We start from the raw sequence: 20259 nt of genomic DNA, 5'->3' as shown, positions 1-20259 counted from the left end.
CACATGAGCAGGCAACGCTCACGGATCACCGAAGGCCACCCCTTTCCACTCGGCGCCACCTGGGACGGCCTGGGCGTGAATTTCGCGCTGTTCTCCGCCCACGCCACCAAGGTCGAGCTGTGCCTCTTCGACAGCAAGGGCGAGCGGGAACTGGAGCGCATCGAACTGCCCGAGTACACCGACGAGATCTGGCACGGCTACCTGCCCGACGCCCACCCGGGGCTGATCTATGGCTACCGGGTGCACGGCCCCTACGAACCCGACGCCGGCCACCGCTTCAACCCCAACAAGCTGCTGGTAGACCCTTACGCCCGCCAGCTGGTGGGGCGGCTGCGCTGGTCGGAGTCGCTGTTCGGCTACACCATCGGCCACCCGGACGCCGACCTCTCCTTCGACGAGCGCGACAGCGCGCCCTTCGTGCCCAAGTCCAAGGTGCTGGACCCGGCCTTCACCTGGCCCGAGCAGAAGCCGGTGCGGGTGCCCTGGGACTCCACGGTGATCTACGAGACCCACCTGCGCGGCATCAGCATGCGCCACCCCTCGGTGCCGGAGCACCTGCGCGGCACCTTCGCCGGGCTGATGAACGCCGACCTGTTGCAGCACGTGCGATCCCTGGGCGTGAGCAGCATCGAGCTGCTGCCCATCCATGCCTTCGTCAACGACCAGCATCTGCTGGAAAAGGGCATGAACAACTACTGGGGCTACAACACCCTGGCCTTCTTCGCGCCGCACCCGGCGTACCTCGCCAGCGGCCACGTCAACGAATTCAAGGAGCTGGTGGCGCACCTGCACGACGCCGGGCTGGAGCTGATCCTCGACGTGGTCTACAACCACACCGCCGAGGGCAACGAGCTGGGCCCGACCCTGTCCATGCGCGGCATCGACAACGCCACCTACTACCGCCTCATGCCCGATGAGCGGCGCTACTACATCAACGACTCCGGCACCGGCAACACCCTCGACCTGAGCCACCCCTGCGTGCTGCAGATGGTCACCGACTCCCTGCGCTACTGGGCCACGGAGATGCGCGTGGACGGCTTCCGCTTCGACCTCGCCACCATCCTCGGCCGCCACCCCCACGGCTTCGACGAGCGCCACGGCTTCCTCGTCGCCTGCCGCCAGGACCCGGTGCTGAGCAAGGTCAAACTCATCGCCGAACCCTGGGACTGCGGCCCCGGCGGCTACCAGGTGGGCGGCTTCCCGCCGGGCTGGGTGGAGTGGAACGACCGCTTCCGCGACACCGTGCGCGCCTTCTGGCGCGGCGACCCCGGCCAGGTGGCGCACCTGGCCCGGCGGCTCACCGCCTCCGGCGACCTGTTCAACCAGCGCGGCCGGCGGCCCTTCGCCTCGGTCAACTTCATCACCGCCCACGACGGTTTCACCCTGCGCGACGTGGTCAGCTACGACCACAAGCACAACGAGGCCAACGACGAGGACAACCGCGACGGCAGCGACAACAACCTGTCCTGGAACCACGGTGCCGAAGGCCCCACGGACGCCCCGGAGATCCGCGAGCTGCGCCTGCGCCAGATGCGCAACCTGATGGCCACGCTGCTGTTCTCCCAGGGCACGCCGATGCTGGTGGCCGGCGACGAGTTCGGCCGCACCCAGCACGGCAACAACAACGCCTACTGCCAGGACAACGAGATCGGCTGGGTGGACTGGGAGATGGACGACGAAGGCCGGGGCCTGCTGGACTTCACCCGGCGCCTGATCAGCCTGCGCCGCGCCTACCCGATCCTCCGCCGGGGCCGCTTCCTGGTGGGCGACTACAACGAGGAGCTGGGGGTGCGCGACGTCACCTGGCTCGCCCCCGACGGCGAGGAGATGACCCCCGAGCAATGGGACGACGGCCACACCCGCAGCCTGGGCGTGCTGCTGGACGGCCGCGCGCAGCCCACCGGCATCCGCCGCAGCGGTGCCGACGCCACGCTGCTGATCCTGCTCAACGCGCACCACGAGGGCGTGGCCTTCCAGCTTCCGGAAGTGGCCCAGGGCGTGGCCTGGGTGTGCCTGGCGGACACCGCCCGCCCGGATGAGCGGGGCCTGGCCCGGCACGAGTTCGGCGAGGAATTCGTGGTGACCGGCCGCGCCCTGGTGCTGTTCGAGCTGCGCAAGGAGGCCGATTGATGGCGGGCGGCTTCTTCCTCGACCGCCTGCGCCTTGCACTGGAACCCCTGCCGGTGGACGACACCGCCGCCCTCGGGCAGGCGCTGCGGGAGCTGGTGGCCGCCGGGCTGGACTGCCTGCCGCAACCCGGTGACGGCGCCACCCTGGACCGCTGGCGCGCCCTGGCCCGCGTCGCCGCGCGGGACCTGGGGCTGTGCAAGCTCTACGAGGGGCACACCGATGCCCTGGCCATCCTCCACGAACTGGGGGCGGACGCACCGCCGCCGGACAGCACCTGGGGCACCTGGGCCGCCGAACCGCCGGACGCCCGGGTCCACCTCAACGGCCGCACCACGTCCCAGGACGTGCGCCTGGATGGCCGCAAGGCCTGGTGTTCCGGCGCGCGGGTGCTCAGCCATGCGCTGCTCACCGCCTGGGCCGAGGACGGCAGCCAGCAACTGGTGGCCGTGGCCCTGGACCAGCCGGGCGTGGCCTTCGAGGATGGGGTCTGGCACGCCTGCGGCATGGGCACCACCGGCAGCCACAGCGTGCTCTTCGACCAGGCCCGGGGGCACTGCGTCGGCCCGGCGGACGGCTACCTGCACCGGCCGGGCTTCTGGCACGGTGGCGCCGGCATCGCCGCCTGCTGGTTCGGCGCCACCCAGGCACTGGCCGAAGCCTTGCGCAGACGCTGCGCCGAGCAGGGCGAACCCCATGCCCTCGCCCACCTGGGTGCGGTGGACGCGCAGCTCTACGCAGCCGGCTGCGCCCTGGCCGATGCGGCGGAATGGATCGACGCCCACCCCCTGGAGGACGCCGAGCACATTGCCCGGCGCCTGCGTGCGGTGGTCGAGGCGGCCGCCGAAGCCACCCTGCTGCATGTCGGCCACGCCCTGGGCGCGGCGCCCTATTGCCTGGACCCGCACCTGGCGAGGCTGCTCGCCGACCTGCCGGTGTACCTGCGCCAGAGCCACGCCGAACGGGACCTGGCGGCATTGGGCCAACTGGCCGCCCAGGCGCCGGCCGGAGGCTGGCTGCCATGAGGGCCGACCCCGCCTGGGGCTTCGGCACGTCGCTGGCGGCCTGGCAGGCCTCGTCGCACCTGGCGCAGGTGCCCACCCTCGACGCAGCGGAAATGGTGCGCCCCGGGCAGCGCGCGGTGATCGTCGCGCCCCATCCGGATGACGAGGTGCTCGGCTGCGGCGGGCTGATTCAGCAGCTGGCGCAGCTGGGGCGCGCGTGCCAGGTGATCGCCATGACCGATGGCGAGGCCAGTCATCCCGGTTCCCGTGCCTGGCCGCCCAGCCACCTGGCCCGGGTACGCCCGGAGGAAAGCCGCGAGGCGCTGCGGCGCCTGGTACCGGACCGGGACATTCCCTGCTGGCGGGCCGGCCTGCCGGATGGCGGGATCGCTGCCAGTGAGCAGGCGCTGGTCGACTGGCTCGGCCAGCGCCTGCGGGCAGACGACGTGGTGTTCACCACCTGGCGCGGGGACGGCCATCCGGACCACGAGGCCTGTGGCCGGGCCACCCTGGCCGCTGCCCAGGCGGTGGGCTGCCACGTCTGCGAGTACCCGGTGTGGGCCTGGCACTGGGCCACGCCGGAGGACCCGCGCCTGCCCTGGGAGCGGGCCCGTCGGCTGCCCCTCGATCCCTCTCAACGGGTGCGCAAGCAGCGGGCGGTGGCGGCCTTCGCCAGCCAGCTGGATGCCTCGCCGGACGGCCACGGACCGATCCTCGACGACGCGGCCCTGGCGCGCCTGCTGCAACCCTTCGAACTGGTGTTCATATGAGCGTGGGTGATGCCTATTTCGAGGCGCTGTACCAACGCAGCGCCGACCCCTGGGCCTTCCGCCGCCGCTGGTACGAGCGGCGCAAGCGCAACCTGGTGCTGGCGGCGCTGCCGCGCGGCTTCTACGAGCGGGTCTTCGAGCCCGGCTGCGGCAACGGCGAGCTGAGCCTGCGCCTGGCCGACCGCTGCCACGAGCTGCTGGCCTGCGACACCTCGGAACGGGCCGTGGAGCTGGCCCGGCGGCGGGTGGCGCGCAAGCCCAACGTGCGCTTCGTGCAGGCGCGCCTGCCCCAGCAATGGCCACGGGGGCGCTTCGACCTGGTCCTGTTCAGCGAGCTGGGCTACTACCTGGACACGACGGACCTGCAGCGGCTGGTGAAGCAGGCGCGCGCGTCGCTGACCGAGCAGGGCACGCTGCTGGCCTGCCACTGGCGCCCCGCCATCGAGGGCTGCCCGCTGACCGGCGACGACGTCCACGGCTACCTGCGAGGCGCGCTGGACATGCCCCGGCTGCTCTATCACGAGGAGCCCGACCTGCTGCTGGAGGTGTGGAGCCGCGACGCCACCACGGTGGCCCAGAGTGAAGGCCTGCGCGAGGGGCCGGCATGATCGGCGTGGTGATCCCCGTGCATGACGAAGAAGCCCACCTGGGTGCCTGCCTCGACTCCGTACTCCTTGCAGCCACGCACCCAGGGCTGGGCGGCGAGCCGGTGCGCGTGCTGGTGGTGCTGGACAGCTGCAGCGACGGCAGCGCCGCCATCGCTCATGCCTACGGGGTGGAGACGCGGGCGCTGCAGGCGCGCAACGTGGGCCGTGCGCGAGGCGAAGGGGCGAGGACGCTGCTGGAAGCCGGCGCCCGCTGGATCGCCTGCACCGACGCCGACAGCGTGGTGGATGCCAACTGGCTGGTGGATCAGCTCGAAATGGGGGCGGAACTGGTCTGCGGCACCGTGCAGGTCACCGACTGGGACGACCTGCCGGGGCACGTCCGGGACCGCTATGAGCAGCACTACTGCGACGCGGACGACCACCGCCACGTGCACGGCGCCAACCTCGGCTTCTGCGCCCGCGCCTACCTGCGCGCCGGGGGCTTTGCGCCCCTGCCGGCCCATGAGGACGTGCACCTGGTGCAGGCCTTCGCCCGGATCGGCGCGCGCATCGCCTGGAGCGCGCGGCCCCGGGTGTACACCAGTGCCCGGCTGCTGGGGCGCGCGCCGGAGGGCTTCGCCGGCTACCTGAGGGCGCTGCTGGCCTCCTCCTGAAGCGCCACCGGCGAACCCTCCACGGCCACGCAGCTGCGGTTGCGGCCGAGGCGCTTGGCCTCGTAGAGCAGTTCGTCGGAGCGGCGGTACATCAGCGCCTCACTGACGGGCAGGTGGAACAGGCAGGCACCGACGCTCACCGTCAGCACCGGGGCGGCCGCCGATCGCGCATGGGGAACTTCCAGGGCCCGCACCTGCTGGACGATCCGCAGCGCCACCGTTTCCAGATGGGCCTCTTCCACGTCGTAGAGCACCAGGGTGAACTCCTCGCCACCCAGCCGCGCGGCGATGTCCAGCGGGCGGCGGGCGAAGGCCTCCAGCACCCTGGCCACCGCGCACAGGGCGGCGTCCCCGGCCTGGTGGCCGTAGTAGTCGTTGTACTGCTTGAAGTAGTCGAGATCGATGATCAGCTGGGCCAGGCTCGCGCGCTCCCGCGCGGCCAGGCCCAGCACGGTCTGCACGTGCTGGTCGAAGGCGCGACGGTTGTGCAGGCCGGTCAGCGGGTCATGGCTGGACTGCCACTTGAGCAGCTCGCGCAGGAGGAACTGCTCGCGCTTGACCTGATCGCGGATGTAGCCCCCCGTGGCACAGGCGAGGATCGACAGCAGGAACACCAGGGACACCGAGCCGTACTGCTCGGGTGCCTCTGCGGCGTACACCGGGTAGCCCACCAGCAGCCAGAGAGCGAACAGCGCCAGGGCCACCAGCAGGCTGCGGCGGAAGCTGATGCCCAGGGGGAAGAAGGCCGCCACGCCGAGCAAGGCGAAGATGCCGTCGGAGAAATACAGGCCCTTGATGCGGTAGATGAAGATCGAGGCCATGCCACCGGCCAGCACCAATAGCAGCACCCACGAGGCGAAGCGTACCGAGTAGGCCTCGATGCCGCGCAGCAGCATCTGCAGCACCAGGCTGGTGAGCAGCAACAGGATGCCGACCCGCACCACCGCCAGCAGTACCAGCCAGCCATCGAGGCCGGCCTGCAGGTCGAAGTGCAGCAGGTCCAGCCCCATGAACAGCGCCCACACCAGCAGCACCACCACGGCCGAGGCCTTCTGGAACGGCAGGAAATCCCGCGTCAGCGATTCGCGGTACTGCTGCTCCAGGCGGGGCGGAAAGCGCGGACGCATGAAGGTCCGGCCCTGGTGTGCCTGGTACAGCTGCTCGTTGTCCGGATCGCGCATTCCCTACTCTCCCCCCGGCGGCGCCGGTCCCCATCAGGCATGCCCGGTCTGCACCAGGTCGCAGGCCTGCTGGGCCGTCGCCACGGCGAAGTCGAGCACCGCACGCCCGCAGGCCGAGAGCGTGCGGTGGCTGGAATAGGCGGCATGCAGCGCCCGCCCGCGTACGGCGTAGTCGGGCAGGATGCGCACCAGCTGCTCCTTGCGCCATTCCGCGGCCAGGGTGGACAGCAGGGCGATGCCCGAATCGTTGATCGCCGCGTTGAGCAGCGCCGAACCGGAGGTGGTCGCCAGCCGTCCGTTGGGGCGCAGGCGATAGGTCCGGCGGCCGCAGCTCGAATGCAACTCGCAGCTTTGGACGTTCTTCAGGTGCAGGCAGGCGTGTTCGGCCAGGTCCTCCACCCGCTCCGGCACGCCGTGCATGGCCAGGTAGCCGGGGCTGGCGTAGAGGCCCAGCTCCAGGTCGAACAGCTTGCGTACCACGTAGGCGTCGTTCTTCAGCTCACCGAGGAAGAACAGCAGGTCCAGCCCGTCCAGCACCAGGTCCGGCTCATGGTCCGCCACCACCACGTCCAGTTCCAGCCCCGGGTGCTGGCGCAGGAGCTGGCTGAAGAAGCCGTTCTCCTGGCATTCGAAAAAGCCCGTGGGAACCTGGATGCGCACCTGGCCGACGATGCCCTGGGCGTCGTCACGCAAGGTGGCCAGGGCGTTGCCCAGGTGGTCGATGCTCGTCTTGCATTTCTGGTAGAGCCGCTCCCCATCGGCCGTGCAGCGCAGCAACCGGGTGGAGCGGAGAAAAAGGGCCGTGCCGAGACTGCGTTCCAGGCTCATCAGGCGGCGGCTGAGGGTATTGGCAGGTATCCCTAGTACCCTGCTTGCTTTTGCGAAGCTCCCTGCCCGTACGATCTGCACGAATAAAGCCAAGTCATCCAGCATCTTCACCAACTTCGAAACTCGTCGAGACTTATCCGCGTCGTGCAGTTTTCATGCTAACAGCCGTATTTTTTGCAGAGAACCTACATTTCCGGACTGCCAATCTCCATTTTTCGAATGAACTTAGCCGGCAAGTAGCGCGCTAACTGCCGTGCTTTGCGCGGTCGATTCAATGGCGCCGGACTTTTGTCAAGGAGTGCGCCAAGCCCACGCGCGGCGGGGCTTTCAGCAGTTCGAGGGAAAATTTCGTATTGAGCCGGACGAAACTTGGAAGTTGGCCAAGTTGTGAGCGACGGGATTAATCCGGGGAAGTTGTCATGTGCCGCCGTTTACTGGCGAACTTGGATGTTGCGAGGCGTCGGAAAGTCGTCACTTTCACAGCCATGTGAAACTTGAGCGACGGAAACAGGACGGATTCGAAGGGTAATGACGAGGCCGCCCGGCCATTGCAGCCGGGCGGCAGGTGTGTCGGATCAGGCCGCGGCGTGGTGCAGGCGGACGTTGAACAGCGGGCCCTGGCTGTAGCGCGACAGGGTCTTGGCCAGGGCCAGTACGCCCAGGTCGATCAGCGGCTCCACCAGGATCACGCTCATGTAGGCCAGGCCGAAGGTGCTCACCGAAGCCAGGGTCTCGGCGGTGAAGCCGTGGCCGTAGAAGGCCCAGAAGGCCACCCAGGCGACGATGCCGCCCTGGTAGGCGGTGGACAGCGCCAGGGCCTGGCTGTAGCGGGTTTCCACGTAGGCGGTGCGGGCCGGGATGATGCGGTTGGCCAGCAGGCTGATGCCCCACAGCGGCACCAGCAGGGTGGTGACGTTCATGCCGTACTGCGGCAGGTCGAAGGGGGCGAAGAACAGGCCCTGGACCAGCAGCCCGGCGGCCAGGCCGATGGCGGCCGCGCCGGCGCCGAACATCAGCAACAGGGTCGAGCCGAGGATCAGGTGGACCTCGGAGACGCCCACCGCGTGATGCGGGAACACCTCGAAGAAGCAGAACACCAGGGCGGTGGCGATCAGGCTGCGCAGGGCCAGGGCACTGATGCCGCCGTTGGTGCGGATGCTGTCGTAGGCCATCTTGGCGGTCAGGCCGAAGGCGGTGACGGCGGTGCCATAGCTGAGCAGGAGCTTGGCGCCTTCGACGACGCCGGGTTCGATATGCATGTGCGGTTCCTTGCCGCGCCCACCGCGCGGTGACCAGTTCTAGGGGTCGGGCCTCGTGCCCGTTACGGATGGCAGGTCTCCTGGCTCGCAGGTCAATGCTTCACCCACCTTCCCGGCCGGGGCCAGTGGTGCTTCGGGTTTCGCTCGCTGCTTACAGTTGCGGGGGCAGCCATGGCCTGGGCGTTGCGCCGCACCATGTTCCCTGTTGCTCCGGGCGGTTGCCCGGAAACCATCGGCGGCCATCTTACTGGCGGGCCTGCGGGCGGCAAAGGCAAATTTTTGCGCCCCCGCGAGCGCCCCGTGCGCCTCCCTGCCTGCGACAGTCCGCCACAGTCGACTTTCCCCTGCCAGCCAGGCGCCACCCGCAGGCCACCGGGTGCCCGGGGTGTGGCAGCTCGTCGCAGTCGGGCCGCATCGGGGGCCCTTGCTAGCATCCGTCCCGCAGCGCCCCAGAGGCCTGCCAAGTGCATGCGGGCGCCATGAGGCGCCCGGTAGTCATCCAGGGATCGGACAGCTCGGCACCATGCGGCTCAGGTCGTTCCCGGAACCACTCGACAACAACAGGGACCGACGCCCATGGCCGTGATGCCATCCCCTTCGTTCTGGCGCTCCGCCTTCCTCCCCTCGCCCGCCACGGCCTGGCCGCTGCTGCTCCTGCTCTGCGCCGCCGCCCAGGCCCAGGAAGACGGCAAGACTCTGGTGCTGGACAGCACCACCGTCACCGCCACCCGCAGCGCCAACAGCAGCTTTGACCTCCCAGCCTCGGTGTCCACGGTGGACCGCAAGGCCCTCGACGATGCCCAGGCCGATAGCCTGTCCAGCGTGCTGCGCAGCCTGCCCAACGTGAACTTCGGCGGCGGCCCCCGCCCTGCGGCACAGATCCCCGCCATCCGTGGCCTGCAGGGGCCACGCATCATCCTCACGATGGACGGTGCGCGGCGTAACAACGAGGGCGGGGTGAACAGCCCGCTGCTGCTCGACCCCGACTTCATCCGCCAGGTGGACGTGGTGCGCGGCCCCATGTCGGCGGCCTATGGCAGCGGCGGCCTGGGCGGCGTGATGGCCTTCGAAACCCTGGCAGCGGAGGACTACGTCGACCCCGAGCGCGGCTACGGCGGCCAGGCCAAGGTGGGTTACCGCAGCGGCAACGAGGCCTTCTCCACCCACCTCACCGCCGCAGCGATGAACGACCAGGCCGACGTGCTGGCCAGTGCCACCTACCGCAACTACGGCGCCATTCACACCGGCAAGGGCGGCGCTGATTCGGAGTACCCCAACGACGGCGACCTGGGCGCCAGCCTGCTCAAGGCCGGCCTCAACCTGGGCGAACTGAACCGGGTGGAGCTGAGCCGCCAGACCTTCGACGACGACTTCACCGGCCCCACCAACCCCGGCGGCAACCTGGTGTTCCCCTTCGACCAGGACACCCGCCGCCGGCAGGAGCAGTACACCGGCAACTGGTCGTTCCACGACACCGACCGCAGCTGGCTGGACGGCAAGCTGAGCCTCTACCGCACCCGCTTCAGCCTCGCCGGCCACAGCCGCTCGACACCGCCCCAGGCCGACACCTCGGCCATGACCCGCACCGACGGCGGCAGCCTGCAGAACACCAGCACCTTCGAGGTGGGCGAGCACTACCGGCAGCGCCTCACCTACGGCGTGGACTACTACAAGGACACCGCCGAGAACACCTCCAACGGCCAGGGCAATTCGGTGCTGCCCGACGGCGAGCTGCGCGCCCTTGGCGGCTTCATCCAGAGCGAGCAGACCTTCGACCGCTGGACCCTGATCGCCGCGTTGCGCCACGACGACTACAAGCTGTCCTCCCCCGGCCAGGGCGACGCCCGCCACAGCCGCCTCTCGCCGAAGATCGCCCTGAAGTACCAACCCATCGACCCCCTGGGGCTGTTCGTCAGCTACGGCGAAGCCTTCCGCGCGCCGACCATGACCGAGATGTACGGCAACCTGGACACCCGCCGGGCGCTGTTCAACTTCCGCCCCAACCCGGGCCTGGAACCGGAGACCAGCAAGACCTGGGAAGCCGGCTTCACCCTGGACTTCAGCGACCTGCTGACCAGCGGCGACCAGTTCCGCCTCAAGGCCACCGGCTTCGACGAGGACGTCTACGACCTGATCGACTCCCAGGTGGTCGGCACCTATGTGCGCCAGGCGCCCTTCGCCGGCGTCGGCCAGGTGTTCCAGCGGCGCAACGTGGCCCGGGCCGAGCGCCGGGGTGGCGAGATCGAAGCGGCCTACGAGCTGGACCGCCTGAGCGTCGGCCTGGGGTATTCCCAGCTGCGCTCGCGCAACGCCCAGACCGGCGCCGACCTCTACGCCCCGCCGGACAAGCTGGCCCTGACCCTGGGCTACCGCCTCGACGAGCAATGGTCGGTCAACTACCGCGGGCAGTTCGTCAAGGCCCAGGACTACGACGACACCCTGCTGCGCCGCCGCGACGGTTACGCCCTGCACGACATCGGCCTGACCTGGGAGCGCGACCCGTACCGCGTCGACCTGGGGGTGACCAACCTGTTCGACCAGGCCTACGCCACCTACCAGCAGACCCAGGCCAACACCTTCAGCTACGAGGAAGGCCGCAGCGTCAACCTCACCCTCAGCTCGCGCTTCTGAGAGGCCGTCCATGCACGCCTATCGCTTTCCCCTTCTGCTCGGCACGGCCCTGCTCTCGGCATGCGCCGCCCAGGCCCCCAGCGGCCCGCAACCGGTGGTGATCGACTTCGCCCTGCTGGCCAACGGACACCCCGCCCGCTGCGGTGCGCCCCTGGGCCCGCTGGGCGCCGATGCCCGCCCCTCGACCCTGCGCGATGCACGGCTCTACGTGCAGGACGTGGCGCTGGTCCGCGGCGACGGCCAGGCCGTGCCCCTGGTGCTCGACCACGACGACTGGCAGGACGGCCAGGTCGCCCTGCTGGACTTCGAGGACGCCACCGGCACCTGCCAGGGCGGCACCCCGGCCACCCGCACCCAGGTGCGCGGCCAGGCACCGGCCGGTGACTACGTCGGCCTGCGCTTCAGCCTCGGCGTGCCCGAGGCCCTCAACCACACCAGCACCGAACTCCAGGGCCCGCCCCTGGACATCGCCGCCATGGGCTGGAGCTGGCAGGCCGGGCGCAAGTTCGCCAAGGTCGAGGTCAACCCGGAGGGCGGCGTGGCCAAGGCCGATGGCGCCCGCGCCCCCAGCTGGTACCTGCACCTTGGCTCCACCGGCTGCAGCGGCAACCCGCTCACCGGCGAAACGGTGGCCTGCCTGCGGGCCAACCGGGTGCCCGTCACCCTGCGCGGTTTCGACCCCCGGCGCGATGCCGTGGCGCTGGACCTGTCCAGCCTGCTGGCCGGCAGCCAGCTCGGCCGTGACCAGGGCGGCGCGGTGGGCTGCATGAGTGGCCCGGACGACCCCGAATGCCCGGCGGTGTTCGCCCGCCTCGGCCTGGACCTGGCCAGCGGCCAGCCGCTGCCGGATGGCCAGGTTCCGGCCTTCCGCGTCGTACCCCGGCCATGACGCGGCGCATCGGCCGACTCGCCGCACTGCTGGCCGGCCTCGGGCTGGTCGGCAGCGCCCTGGCGCAGGACTGGGCCTGGCCACTGCCCAGCCACGTGCCCGCGCCCCGCGTACCGGCGGACAACCCCATGAGCGCCGCCAAGGTGGAGCTGGGCCGCCGGCTGTTCTACGACCCGCGCCTCTCCGGCAACGGCACCCTCGCCTGCGCCGGCTGCCACCTGCAGGCCAAGGCCTTCAGCGACCGCACGCCACGCTCCACCGGCAGCGCCGGCGCCCTCACCCACCGCAACGCACCGGGCCTGGCCAACGTGGCCTGGAACGCCACCTACAACTGGGCCAACCCGGCCGTGGTGTCCCTGGAGCGGCAGATGGAAGGCCCGCTGTTCGGCGACGACCCGGTGGAGATGGGGGTGAACGACGGCAACCGCGCCACCATCCTCCAGCGCCTGCGGAACGAGCCGCTGTACCCGCCGCTGTTCGCCCAGGCGTTCCCCGAAAACCCCGAGCCCATCACCATGGCCTCGGTGATCCGCGCCATCGCCGCCTTCGAGCGCACCCTGCTGGCGGTGGACAGCCGCTACGACCGCTACCTGCAAGGGCGCCTGCAACTGACGGCCGCGGAAAAGCGCGGCATGGAGCTGTTCTTCGGCGAACGCGCCGAATGCCACCACTGCCACGGCAGCTTCAACTTCAACGACCAGGTGGTGCATGCCCGCACCCGCGAGGTGGAAACGCCCTTCCACAACACCGGGCTCTACAACCTGGACGACCAGGGCACCTACCCCTTCCCCAACCGGGGCGTGTTCGAGCTGACCGCCCAGTCCCAGGACATGGGCGCCTTCCGCGCCCCCAGCCTGCGCAACGTGGCACTGACCGCGCCCTACTTCCACGACGGCAGCGCCGCCACCCTGCGCGAGGTACTGCGCATCTACTCGGCCGGCGGCCGCGACATTCCCGAGGGGCCGCTGAAGGGCGATGGCCGGCGCAACCCGCACAAGAGCGGGCTGATCGCCCGCATCGACCTCAGCGAGGCCGAGCTGGACGACCTCGAAGCCTTCCTCGGCAGCCTCACCGACCTGAGCCTGCCCCATGACCCTCGCTACGCCGACCCCTGGCCGGCGGGCTACCGGTTCCAACCCACCCACACCCAGGAGGCTGCGCACCGAGAAACCGCCCACCGTTCCACCTCACAACCCTGACGGCGTTGCCGTCGAACGACGTTCCTTTCATTGCTGATCCACAAGGAGAAACCCCATGAACATCAAGATCGCCAGCAAGAAAACCCTCACCGTCGCCGGTCGTGCCGGTGCCTGCTGTGGTGCCTGCTGCGCCCCGCTCGGGGTGAACTGAGCCCCACCCACGCCGGCGCCTGGCGCCGGCGTGGGTTCCCGACAAGGAGGAACCATGCGCCTGGGATTCAACTTCACCCTCGGGGAAACCACGCCCCTGGTCCATCGCCTGCTGGCCGAAGGGCGGATCGATTATGTGGAACTGCTGATCGACAACTTCCTCACCCTCGACGCGGACACCCTGGCCGGGGCCTTCGACGCGCCGATGGGGTTCCACATCATGTTCTCGCGGTTCATCGAGGCCGACGCCGCCAGCCTGGACGACATGGCCCAGCGCCTACGCACGCTGATCGACCGGGTCAAGCCGCTGTACGTCTCCGATCATGTCGCCCGCTTCAGCCACGAGGGGCGCCAGCTCTACCACCTGGCCGAGATCGACTACCAGGCCGACTACGCCCGCGTGCGCGACGCCGTGGACGCCTGGCAGCAGCGCCTGGGCTGCCAGCTGCTGCTGGAGAACTACCCGTCCATCCTCGAAGGCGGCCACGACGCGCCGGCCTTCTTCGAGCGGCTGTGCCGGGAGACCGGTGCGGGGGTGCTGTTCGACATCTCCAACGCGGTGTGCGCCCACCTCAACTGCGGCGTGCCCCTGGAGGCCTGGCTGCCGGTGATCGACGCCTCCCGGCACTTCCACGTCGCCGGCTACAACCTGTCGATCCTCCAGCCGCACCTGGTGCTGGACACCCACGACCGCCCGCTGTCGGACGAAACCCTGGCCTTCATCGAAACCTGGCGCGAGCGCTTCGACAGCCCCGGCGCCACCCTCACCTACGAGCGTGACGACGCCTTCGTGCAGCGCGAGATCGACAGCGACCTGGCCACCCTGCGCACGCTGTTCGCCCAACCGGAGGTGCGCCGCCATGGCTGACCAGCCGCGCACCGACAGCCAGTTGCTGGCGGCCCTCTACCAACCGGCCCGCCAGGGCGACTACCCCCGCGACTCCCGCGCCTTCGTGCGCATCGACACCAGCCTGCGGGTCTACTGGCACAGCCTGTTCGACATCTGCCCCGGCCTGCTGGCGCTCTCCGGCCCCGATGGCCTGGCGATCTTCCGCCCGTTCATGGCCTGGGCGGTGGAACAGGGCTGCTCGTTCAACTGGGCCTGGTACCTGTGGGTGGACGTGTGGCTGCAGCAGTCGGCGTTCCGCGACGCGGTGGACGATGAGCTGCGCTACAGCCTGATGGCCGCCTCCGCCGCCCGCTGGGCCACCGGCGACCGCTCCCGCCGGCGCGGCATCGTGCTCGGCAGCGCCGCCCTGCCCGACCTGGTATGCGGCTGGAAGGCCAGCAGCCTGGAGGCCGGCCGCCAGGTCGAGCGCTTCGAGCTGGAGGAGCCCCTGCCCGCACCCGCTGCCGCCTTCGGCTACTTCACCAGCGCCACCGGCGACCTCTCCGACGGGTTCCCCGGATGGACCGGCCTGCCCCGTTGATCACCCGGTTCTGGCACGGCTACCTGGCCCTGCTGCTGGCCTTTGCCGCCGGCCAGCTGGGGCCGCAGATCGACCTGGCGGTGCTGGCCCGGGCCGGCGACGGTCAGGCCGGCCTGTATGCACTGCTCACCCGCCTGGCACTGCTGGAACTGGTGGTCACCATGGCCCTGGGCACCGCGCTGTCGGTGATGGCCAGCCAGGCCCAGCGCGCGGGCCGGCACGGGGAAGGACTGCGTCCGGCCCTGGTGCTGGCAGGGGCGCTGGGCGTACCTCTGGGCCTGCTCGGCGCCCTGGCCGGCCTGGGGTTGCTGCCGATGCTGCTGCACAGCGAAGCAGCGCAGTTGCCCGAGGTGATGGCGGCGCTGCCCTGGTTCTTCCTCGCCACGCCCTTGCGCCTGCTCAACAGCTGCGCCGGCCTGTTGCTCCACGCCCGTGGCGAGGGCCGCCAGGCGCTGCGCATCAAGGGCGTCGAGCTGCTGGCACGGCTGGTGCTGGACCTGGCGCTGGTCCTGGGGTTCGGTGCGGGCCTCTCGGGCTGCTTCATCGCTGGCCTGTTGCTGAACCTCGGCACCTGCGCCTGGCTGCTACGCCACCTGGCCCACGCCTCCCCAGGCCAACCGTGGCGCCCTCGGTGGGCCTGGTGCCGGCAGGCGCTGCTGCACAGCGGCTGGGAGAGCCAGCGGGTGCTGGCGATCCAGGCCTTCGGCCTGGCGGCGGTGACGCTGGTGGCCATGGACCGCCCCTGGCCGGAGTCCGCCGGGCGCCTGGATGGATTCTCCGCCGTGCTCACCCTGGGGATGTTGGTGCTGTCGCCGCTCAACGCCCTGCTGCGCTTTCTCGCCCTGCGCCTGGCTGCGGGTGACCCGGTGGCGATCCGTGATGAAGTGCGGCGGCGGGCGCTGCCCGTCGCTGCCGTGGCGTCGGCGGGCCTGCTGCTGGCAATTCAGGCCCTCGGCCAGCTCTACGGGCAATCGGGCCCCTGGTGGACGGCCGGCCTGCTGCTGCTCGCGCTGTCCCTGCCGTTGCGGGTGCTGGGCAACCTCCAGCGCGCCCAGTACCAGGCGGCCGGGCGTTTCGCCGAGGTCGGCCGGCTGGAGGCCGCTGCCCTGTGGCTGGTCGGCCTGCCGGTGCTGCTGGCGGGCATGGCGCTGGACTGCCCACCCCTGGCCTATGCCTATCTGCTGCTGCCCGAACTGTGCGTGATCACGGGGCTGCACAGCAGGAAGGCCTGGGCCAGCCTGGCAGGGCCTGGCGAACGCCCCGAGGGCTGAGCCCCTCGGCTCAAGGCTCGCGGCACTCCATGGCCTGGGGTGACTTGATGACGCCAGCCAGGTTGCCATGGCCGCAGCCCTGTTCCCGGTCGGAGCAGGTGCCCCGCCAGCGCCAGAAGCGCTCGTGGAAGTAGAACGCCACGGTGTTGCAGGCGGGTTCGATCAGGGCGATCAGCCCGCCCTGCAGCGCGCTCCCGGTCAAGGCGTAGGCCACGCAGAAGGCGATGCTGAAGTGCAGCACGGCGAAGCTGAGGGTCTTCACCAAGGGCTGCTCCGCCCCGCTGGAATGGCCGCAGCAGCCCGGCAGTCCGCGCTTCATCGCTTGGCCTCCAGGCCGGGTGCCATGACGTGGCCGGGGACGGTGTGGGGCGTTAGCGTGTGGCGCTCGATCATCTCGGTGCTCCTGTGCAGTGCCCCGCCGCAGCGGGGCATCGGCTCATTGTGGGGTGGTGGAGGCGTCGTCGCCCTGGATGTCGGGGTCGTCCGGCAGGGCCTCGGGTTCCGGGTCCTGCTGGATGGGCCAGGTGGCGGTCTCGTCCTCCGGCCGAGGGGTGTCGTTGCTGGGGGTTTCCGTGTGGTTGTGCATGGCCTGTTCTCCGGGATCTGTTCTGGTTTCGTGTGAACACGGGCAGAACAAGTTCAGGTGAAAGGCCGAATGGTTCAACGCGTTATACACAGCCAATGAAACGAGAACTTCCGTACAACAAAAACGAAGCCAGACGGCGATAACAAAGCCCAACTAACCAGACTTTCAAAAGGCAACTTGCCCAGTCTTAGAATTTGCTGTTTCGCGCAACTTTCCTACGCATCAGCTGGCCAGTATTGAAATACCGCTGCGTCTTGCTAAGTTCCGCTTCGGATCATTGACAGAAGGAGTTGCCATGAACTGGCTGGTCACCTACCTGATGCACGGCGAGCGCCGAACGCTGCTGATGAAGTCCCGCTCCACGCCCACCCTGAAGGCGCTGGCGTTTGCCATCCAGGATCTCGAATTTCCTGGAACGCCCCGTCCTTCAAGGTCCAGCGCGGCCATGGCGGCCTGGCTGGAAGAGGTCGGCATCACCGTGCTGAATATCGCGCCGCAAAAGAAACCCCTGCTTCCCATGCGCCCGCAGTCGTTCCACCTGAACCGCGCTTGAGGCAACGTGTCGGCGTCGCCGCCCTTGAAAAAAGAGGGCGGCGTTCCGTCCGCGAATGCAACTTTCCAAGTCGACCGTTCGAAACTTTCGTTGAACATCCCCGGCAACATCCGGTTCTTCCCTAGTGAGTGGCCCATGGCCCGTCGCGCTATCACGTCACGATCAACTCGAGGAGAACTTTCATGTTCGTTCACAACAAGCGTTTGCAATACACCGTTCGGGTTTCGGCCCCCAATCCCGGGCTGGCGAATCTGCTGCTGGAACAGTTCGGCGGTCCCCAGGGCGAACTCACCGCCGCCATGCGCTACTTCACCCAGGCCCTGAACGAGGACGACGCCGGCCGCAAGGACCTGCTGCTGGACATCGCCACCGAGGAACTGAGCCACCTGGAGGTGATCGGTTCCATCGTCGGGATGCTCAACAAGGGCGCCAAGGGCGACCTGGCCGAAGGCATCGAGGCAGAAGCCGACCTGTACCGCTCCCTGACCGGCGCCGGCAACGACTCCCACGTCACCAGCCTGCTGTATGGCGGCGGGCCGGCGCTGACCAACTCGGCCGGTGTGCCCTGGTCGGCGGCCTACATCGACTCCATCGGCGAGCCGACGGCCGACTTCCGCTCCAACATCGCGGCCGAGGCGCGGGCCAAGATCATCTACGAGCGGCTGATCAACGTCACCGACGACCCGGGCATCAAGGAGGCCCTGGGCTTCCTCATGACCCGCGAGCTAGCCCACCAGAAGTCCTTCGAGAAGGCGCTGCATTCGATCCAGCCGAACTTTCCCCAGGGCAAGCTGCCGGGCATGCCGGCCTTCACCAGCGTGTACTTCAACCTGTCCCAGGGCGAAGGCGACTGTCGGGGGCCGTGGAACCGCGGAGACGAATGGACCTTCGTCGAGGCGCCGGAGCCGGCCGTGGACGGCGGCAACGGCCTGCCGAGCGTGAACCTGCCCGATAGCCAGCGGGCCACGCTGGAGCAGATGCGCGAGCGCACCGCCTCGGACCCGAGCCGTGACTCCATCACCGGCGCGGACCTGGGCTCGGGCGTGGTCATTCGCCCGGCCAACTAGTGTGGAAGCTTCCCCGTGCACGGCTTGGCGGCCTGTGTACGGGGCTTTTTGACCGATTCGCTTTCATGCAGGGCTCGCTGTTTCACAACGGCGACACTCTGCTAGCATTGCCCCCAGCCCGACCCAACCAGCCCGAAGCCCGCTGATGAACATGGCCCGCCGACACCGCTCGCTGATCGCCTGGATGCTGTATTTCAGCATCCTGTTCGGCGCGCTCGCCTGCGCGGTGGGTCACGGGCAGATGGCCGGCCTCGCCCTGAGCGGCCTCGACGGTCAGTTCTGCTCCCTGGACGATGCCAGCGGCAGCAGCAAGAGCCTCGGCGACATGGGCGTGGTCGGCGGCAACCTGGCCTCCGGCTCGGGTTGTGCACTGAGCTCCAGCTTCGGTGCCCTCCTCCTCGCGGCGTTCTTCGGCCTGCTCGCCCTGCTGGCGCCCAGCCGCCACTGGCCGGTGCCCGAGGCGGTCCACCGCCATCCTCCTCGGCGAGCCTGGGTGCTCGCCAACCCCCGCGCCTCCCCGCTGTTCGCCTGACCCATCGGCCTCACTGGCCGTTGCCTGACCCTGCGAACCGTTTGTGCCGGCCTGTCCGGCAAGTCGTGGCCTGGAGGCCCGAAGATGACCACCCGTACCCCTGCGCCGGCCCAGTCGGCGACCGCTGCCCGCCCGGCGTTCTACACCCTGGCCTGGCGCTGGCATTTCTATGCCGGCCTGTTCGTCATCCCGTTCATGATCCTGCTGTCCGTCACCGGGCTGATCTACCTGTTCAAGCCGCAACTGGACCAGGCGATGTACGCCGACCTGCTGCGCGTACCGGCAGCCGGCCAGCCGCTCAGCGCCGATACCCTGCTGCAGCGGGCGCAGGCCGCCCATCCAGAGGCAGTGGTCAGCAAGTACCTGCCGCCGGTGGCCGAAGGCTGGAGCGGGCAGTTCGTGATCACCGAGCAGGGCCGCGAGCTGAACCTCTTCATCGACCCGTACAGCGGCCGGGTGCTGGGCACCCAGGATGCGCTGTGGAACCTCCAGGCCGCCGCGCGCAAGCTGCACGGCGACCTGCTGATCGGCCCGCTGGGTGATCGCCTGATCGAGCTGGCCGCTGGCTGGGGCATCGTGCTGGTGCTCTCCGGGCTCTACCTCTGGTGGCCACGGGGCAGCGGCGGTGCCGGCGTGCTGTGGCCGCGCCTATCGGCACGCGGGCGCCTGCTGTGGCGGGACCTGCACGGCGTGACCGGGTTCTGGGGCTCGCTGTTGCTGCTGTTCATGCTGATGACCGGGATGACCTGGACCGGCTTCTGGGGTGCCCAGTTCGCCGGCGCCTGGAACCACTTCCCGGCGGCCATGTGGGACGACGTGCCGAAGTCCGGCCAGGCGGCAGCCAGCCTCAACGAGGCCCATCGCCAGACCGTGCCCTGGGCGGTGGAGACCACGCCCCTGCCCGCCTCCGACCCGCATGCCGCGCACCACGCCCACGGTGGCGAGCAGGCGCCGGCCAGTGCGTCGCGCATCCCCCTGCAGCAGGTGGTGGACACCGCCCACCAACGCCAGGTGACGCCGGGCTACAGCATCAGCTTCCCCAAGGGCGCCGAGGGCGTGTTCAGCGTCTCGGTGTTCGCCGACGACCCGCGCAACGACGCCACCCTGCACCTGGACCAGTACAGCGGCAAGGTGCTGGCGGACGTGCGCTGGGCCGACTACGGGCCGGTGGCGCGCACCGTCGAGACCGGGGTGATGCTCCACGAAGGCAAGCTGTTCGGCCTGCCCAACCAGCTGCTGATGGCGGCCGTGTGCCTGCTGATCCTGTTCAGCTCGGTCAGCGGCCTGGTGCTCTGGTGGAAGCGTCGCCCGGCCGGCCGCCTCGGTGTGCCGCCGCTGCGCCATGACCTGCCGCGCTGGAAGACGGCCATCGGCGTGATGCTGGTGCTGGCCGTGGCCTTCCCGCTGGTGGGGGCCTCGCTGGTGGCCGTGTGGCTGCTGGACCGGGTGGTCCGCCTGCTGCGCCCGCTGGACCGTACCGACGCCGCTGCCGGCTGAACCATCCCAATTCCAACCGGAGCC

Annotated in this window: 21 protein-coding genes and 1 riboswitch; of the genes, 16 read left to right on the top strand and 5 right to left on the bottom strand. The window is 69.6% G+C overall.

Translation table 11 applies throughout. The annotated features are described in order from the left end of the window. Window positions 1-3 precede the first annotated feature (3 nt). The 5 genes from glgX to RTK35_RS11150 are packed head-to-tail and all read left to right on the top strand — an operon-like array spanning window position 4 to window position 5162. Window positions 4-2130 (top strand): glycogen debranching protein GlgX, encoded by a 2127-nt coding sequence (gene glgX / locus RTK35_RS11170; protein ID WP_316908018.1) that lies wholly within the window; start codon window positions 4-6, stop codon window positions 2128-2130. Continuing rightward, a complete protein-coding gene (locus RTK35_RS11165; RefSeq protein ID WP_107328695.1) occupies window positions 2130-3152 on the top strand; it encodes an acyl-CoA dehydrogenase in 1023 nt (340 codons plus the stop codon). The genes glgX and RTK35_RS11165 overlap by 1 nt, the downstream gene beginning before the upstream one ends. Beyond that, window positions 3149-3901 carry a PIG-L family deacetylase gene (locus RTK35_RS11160; protein WP_316908017.1) on the top strand — a complete coding sequence of 251 codons (753 nt, stop codon included), beginning with the start codon at window positions 3149-3151 and terminating at the stop codon, window positions 3899-3901. The genes RTK35_RS11165 and RTK35_RS11160 overlap by 4 nt, the downstream gene beginning before the upstream one ends. After that, window positions 3898-4509, top strand: coding sequence for a class I SAM-dependent methyltransferase (locus RTK35_RS11155; protein WP_316908016.1), 612 nt, complete (start codon window positions 3898-3900; stop codon window positions 4507-4509). The genes RTK35_RS11160 and RTK35_RS11155 overlap by 4 nt, the downstream gene beginning before the upstream one ends. Next, entirely contained in the window at window positions 4506-5162 is a 657-nt protein-coding gene (locus RTK35_RS11150; RefSeq protein ID WP_316908015.1) for a glycosyltransferase family A protein, read from the top strand. The genes RTK35_RS11155 and RTK35_RS11150 overlap by 4 nt, the downstream gene beginning before the upstream one ends. On the opposite strand, the gene RTK35_RS11145 is transcribed toward RTK35_RS11150, so the two are convergent. The 3 genes from RTK35_RS11145 to RTK35_RS11135 form a co-directional block, all read right to left on the bottom strand. Further along, entirely contained in the window at window positions 5132-6343 is a 1212-nt protein-coding gene (locus tag RTK35_RS11145; RefSeq protein ID WP_236215251.1) for a sensor domain-containing diguanylate cyclase, read from the bottom strand. The two genes, RTK35_RS11150 and RTK35_RS11145, sit on opposite strands and share 31 nt — an antisense overlap. A 33-nt stretch (window positions 6344-6376) precedes the next feature. Further along, window positions 6377-7276, bottom strand: a complete 900-nt coding sequence (locus RTK35_RS11140; protein WP_044403180.1) for a LysR family transcriptional regulator — start codon at window positions 7274-7276, stop codon at window positions 6377-6379. Window positions 7277-7746: 470 nt separating this feature from the next. After that, on the bottom strand, window positions 7747-8430 hold the full coding sequence (locus tag RTK35_RS11135; RefSeq protein WP_044402672.1) for an energy-coupling factor ABC transporter permease: 684 nt from the start codon (window positions 8428-8430) through the stop codon (window positions 7747-7749). A gap of 52 nt (window positions 8431-8482) precedes the next feature. Continuing rightward, a riboswitch (cobalamin riboswitch) is annotated at window positions 8483-8679 on the bottom strand. A 327-nt stretch (window positions 8680-9006) separates the two neighbouring features. Here RTK35_RS11135 and RTK35_RS11130 point away from each other — a divergent pair. Genes RTK35_RS11130 through mbnM form a run of 7 tightly spaced genes read left to right on the top strand, consistent with a single transcriptional unit; the run spans window position 9007 to window position 16000 of the window. Next, window positions 9007-11061, top strand: coding sequence for a TonB-dependent hemoglobin/transferrin/lactoferrin family receptor (locus tag RTK35_RS11130; RefSeq protein ID WP_316908014.1), 2055 nt, complete (start codon window positions 9007-9009; stop codon window positions 11059-11061). Between the two features lie 10 nt (window positions 11062-11071). Next, the gene (locus RTK35_RS11125; protein ID WP_316908013.1) at window positions 11072-11950 is read left to right on the top strand and encodes an MbnP family copper-binding protein; all 879 of its coding nucleotides are present in this window, start codon (window positions 11072-11074) and stop codon (window positions 11948-11950) included. Further along, complete coding sequence (locus RTK35_RS11120) at window positions 11947-13149, top strand: methanobactin export MATE transporter MbnM (RefSeq protein WP_316908012.1); 1203 nt, start codon at window positions 11947-11949, stop codon at window positions 13147-13149. Before RTK35_RS11125 ends, RTK35_RS11120 begins: the two co-directional genes overlap by 4 nt. Window positions 13150-13204: 55 nt before the next feature. Then, window positions 13205-13300 (top strand): methanobactin, encoded by a 96-nt coding sequence (gene mbnA / locus RTK35_RS11115; protein WP_074971730.1) that lies wholly within the window; start codon window positions 13205-13207, stop codon window positions 13298-13300. Window positions 13301-13354: 54 nt separating this feature from the next. Next, window positions 13355-14167 carry a methanobactin biosynthesis protein MbnB gene (gene mbnB, locus RTK35_RS11110; protein ID WP_316908011.1) on the top strand — a complete coding sequence of 271 codons (813 nt, stop codon included), beginning with the start codon at window positions 13355-13357 and terminating at the stop codon, window positions 14165-14167. Then, entirely contained in the window at window positions 14160-14729 is a 570-nt protein-coding gene (gene mbnC / locus RTK35_RS11105) for a methanobactin biosynthesis protein MbnC (protein ID WP_316908010.1), read from the top strand. Before mbnB ends, mbnC begins: the two co-directional genes overlap by 8 nt. Further along, window positions 14708-16000, top strand: a complete 1293-nt coding sequence (mbnM, locus tag RTK35_RS11100; protein ID WP_316908009.1) for a hypothetical protein — start codon at window positions 14708-14710, stop codon at window positions 15998-16000. Before mbnC ends, mbnM begins: the two co-directional genes overlap by 22 nt. A 10-nt stretch (window positions 16001-16010) precedes the next feature. On the opposite strand, the gene RTK35_RS11095 is transcribed toward mbnM, so the two are convergent. Both RTK35_RS11095 and RTK35_RS11090 read right to left on the bottom strand, forming a co-directional pair. Beyond that, window positions 16011-16319 carry a DUF2061 domain-containing protein gene (locus RTK35_RS11095; protein WP_316908008.1) on the bottom strand — a complete coding sequence of 103 codons (309 nt, stop codon included), beginning with the start codon at window positions 16317-16319 and terminating at the stop codon, window positions 16011-16013. A 117-nt stretch (window positions 16320-16436) separates the two neighbouring features. Continuing rightward, on the bottom strand, window positions 16437-16586 hold the full coding sequence (locus tag RTK35_RS11090) for a hypothetical protein (protein ID WP_160298833.1): 150 nt from the start codon (window positions 16584-16586) through the stop codon (window positions 16437-16439). Between the two features lie 295 nt (window positions 16587-16881). Between RTK35_RS11090 and RTK35_RS11085 the strand changes: the two genes are divergently transcribed. The 4 genes from RTK35_RS11085 (at window position 16882) to RTK35_RS11070 (ending at window position 20235) form a co-directional block, all read left to right on the top strand. After that, the gene (locus RTK35_RS11085; RefSeq protein WP_044402655.1) at window positions 16882-17139 is read left to right on the top strand and encodes a hypothetical protein; all 258 of its coding nucleotides are present in this window, start codon (window positions 16882-16884) and stop codon (window positions 17137-17139) included. Window positions 17140-17321: 182 nt separating this feature from the next. Beyond that, window positions 17322-18206, top strand: a complete 885-nt coding sequence (locus tag RTK35_RS11080; protein ID WP_316908007.1) for a manganese catalase family protein — start codon at window positions 17322-17324, stop codon at window positions 18204-18206. A gap of 145 nt (window positions 18207-18351) precedes the next feature. After that, complete coding sequence (locus RTK35_RS11075; protein ID WP_316908006.1) at window positions 18352-18738, top strand: DUF2946 domain-containing protein; 387 nt, start codon at window positions 18352-18354, stop codon at window positions 18736-18738. An 84-nt stretch (window positions 18739-18822) separates the two neighbouring features. After that, window positions 18823-20235: a PepSY-associated TM helix domain-containing protein gene (locus RTK35_RS11070; RefSeq protein WP_172433727.1), complete on the top strand. Its 1413-nt coding sequence runs from the start codon at window positions 18823-18825 to the stop codon at window positions 20233-20235. The last annotated feature ends 24 nt before the right edge of the window (window positions 20236-20259 follow it).

This window comes from Pseudomonas sp. zfem003 (genome assembly GCF_032621675.1).
GTDB lineage: Bacteria > Pseudomonadota > Gammaproteobacteria > Pseudomonadales > Pseudomonadaceae > Metapseudomonas > Metapseudomonas otitidis.
Note: the sequence above shows the minus strand (reverse complement) of the source record. Positions and strands in the feature narration are given on the sequence as shown.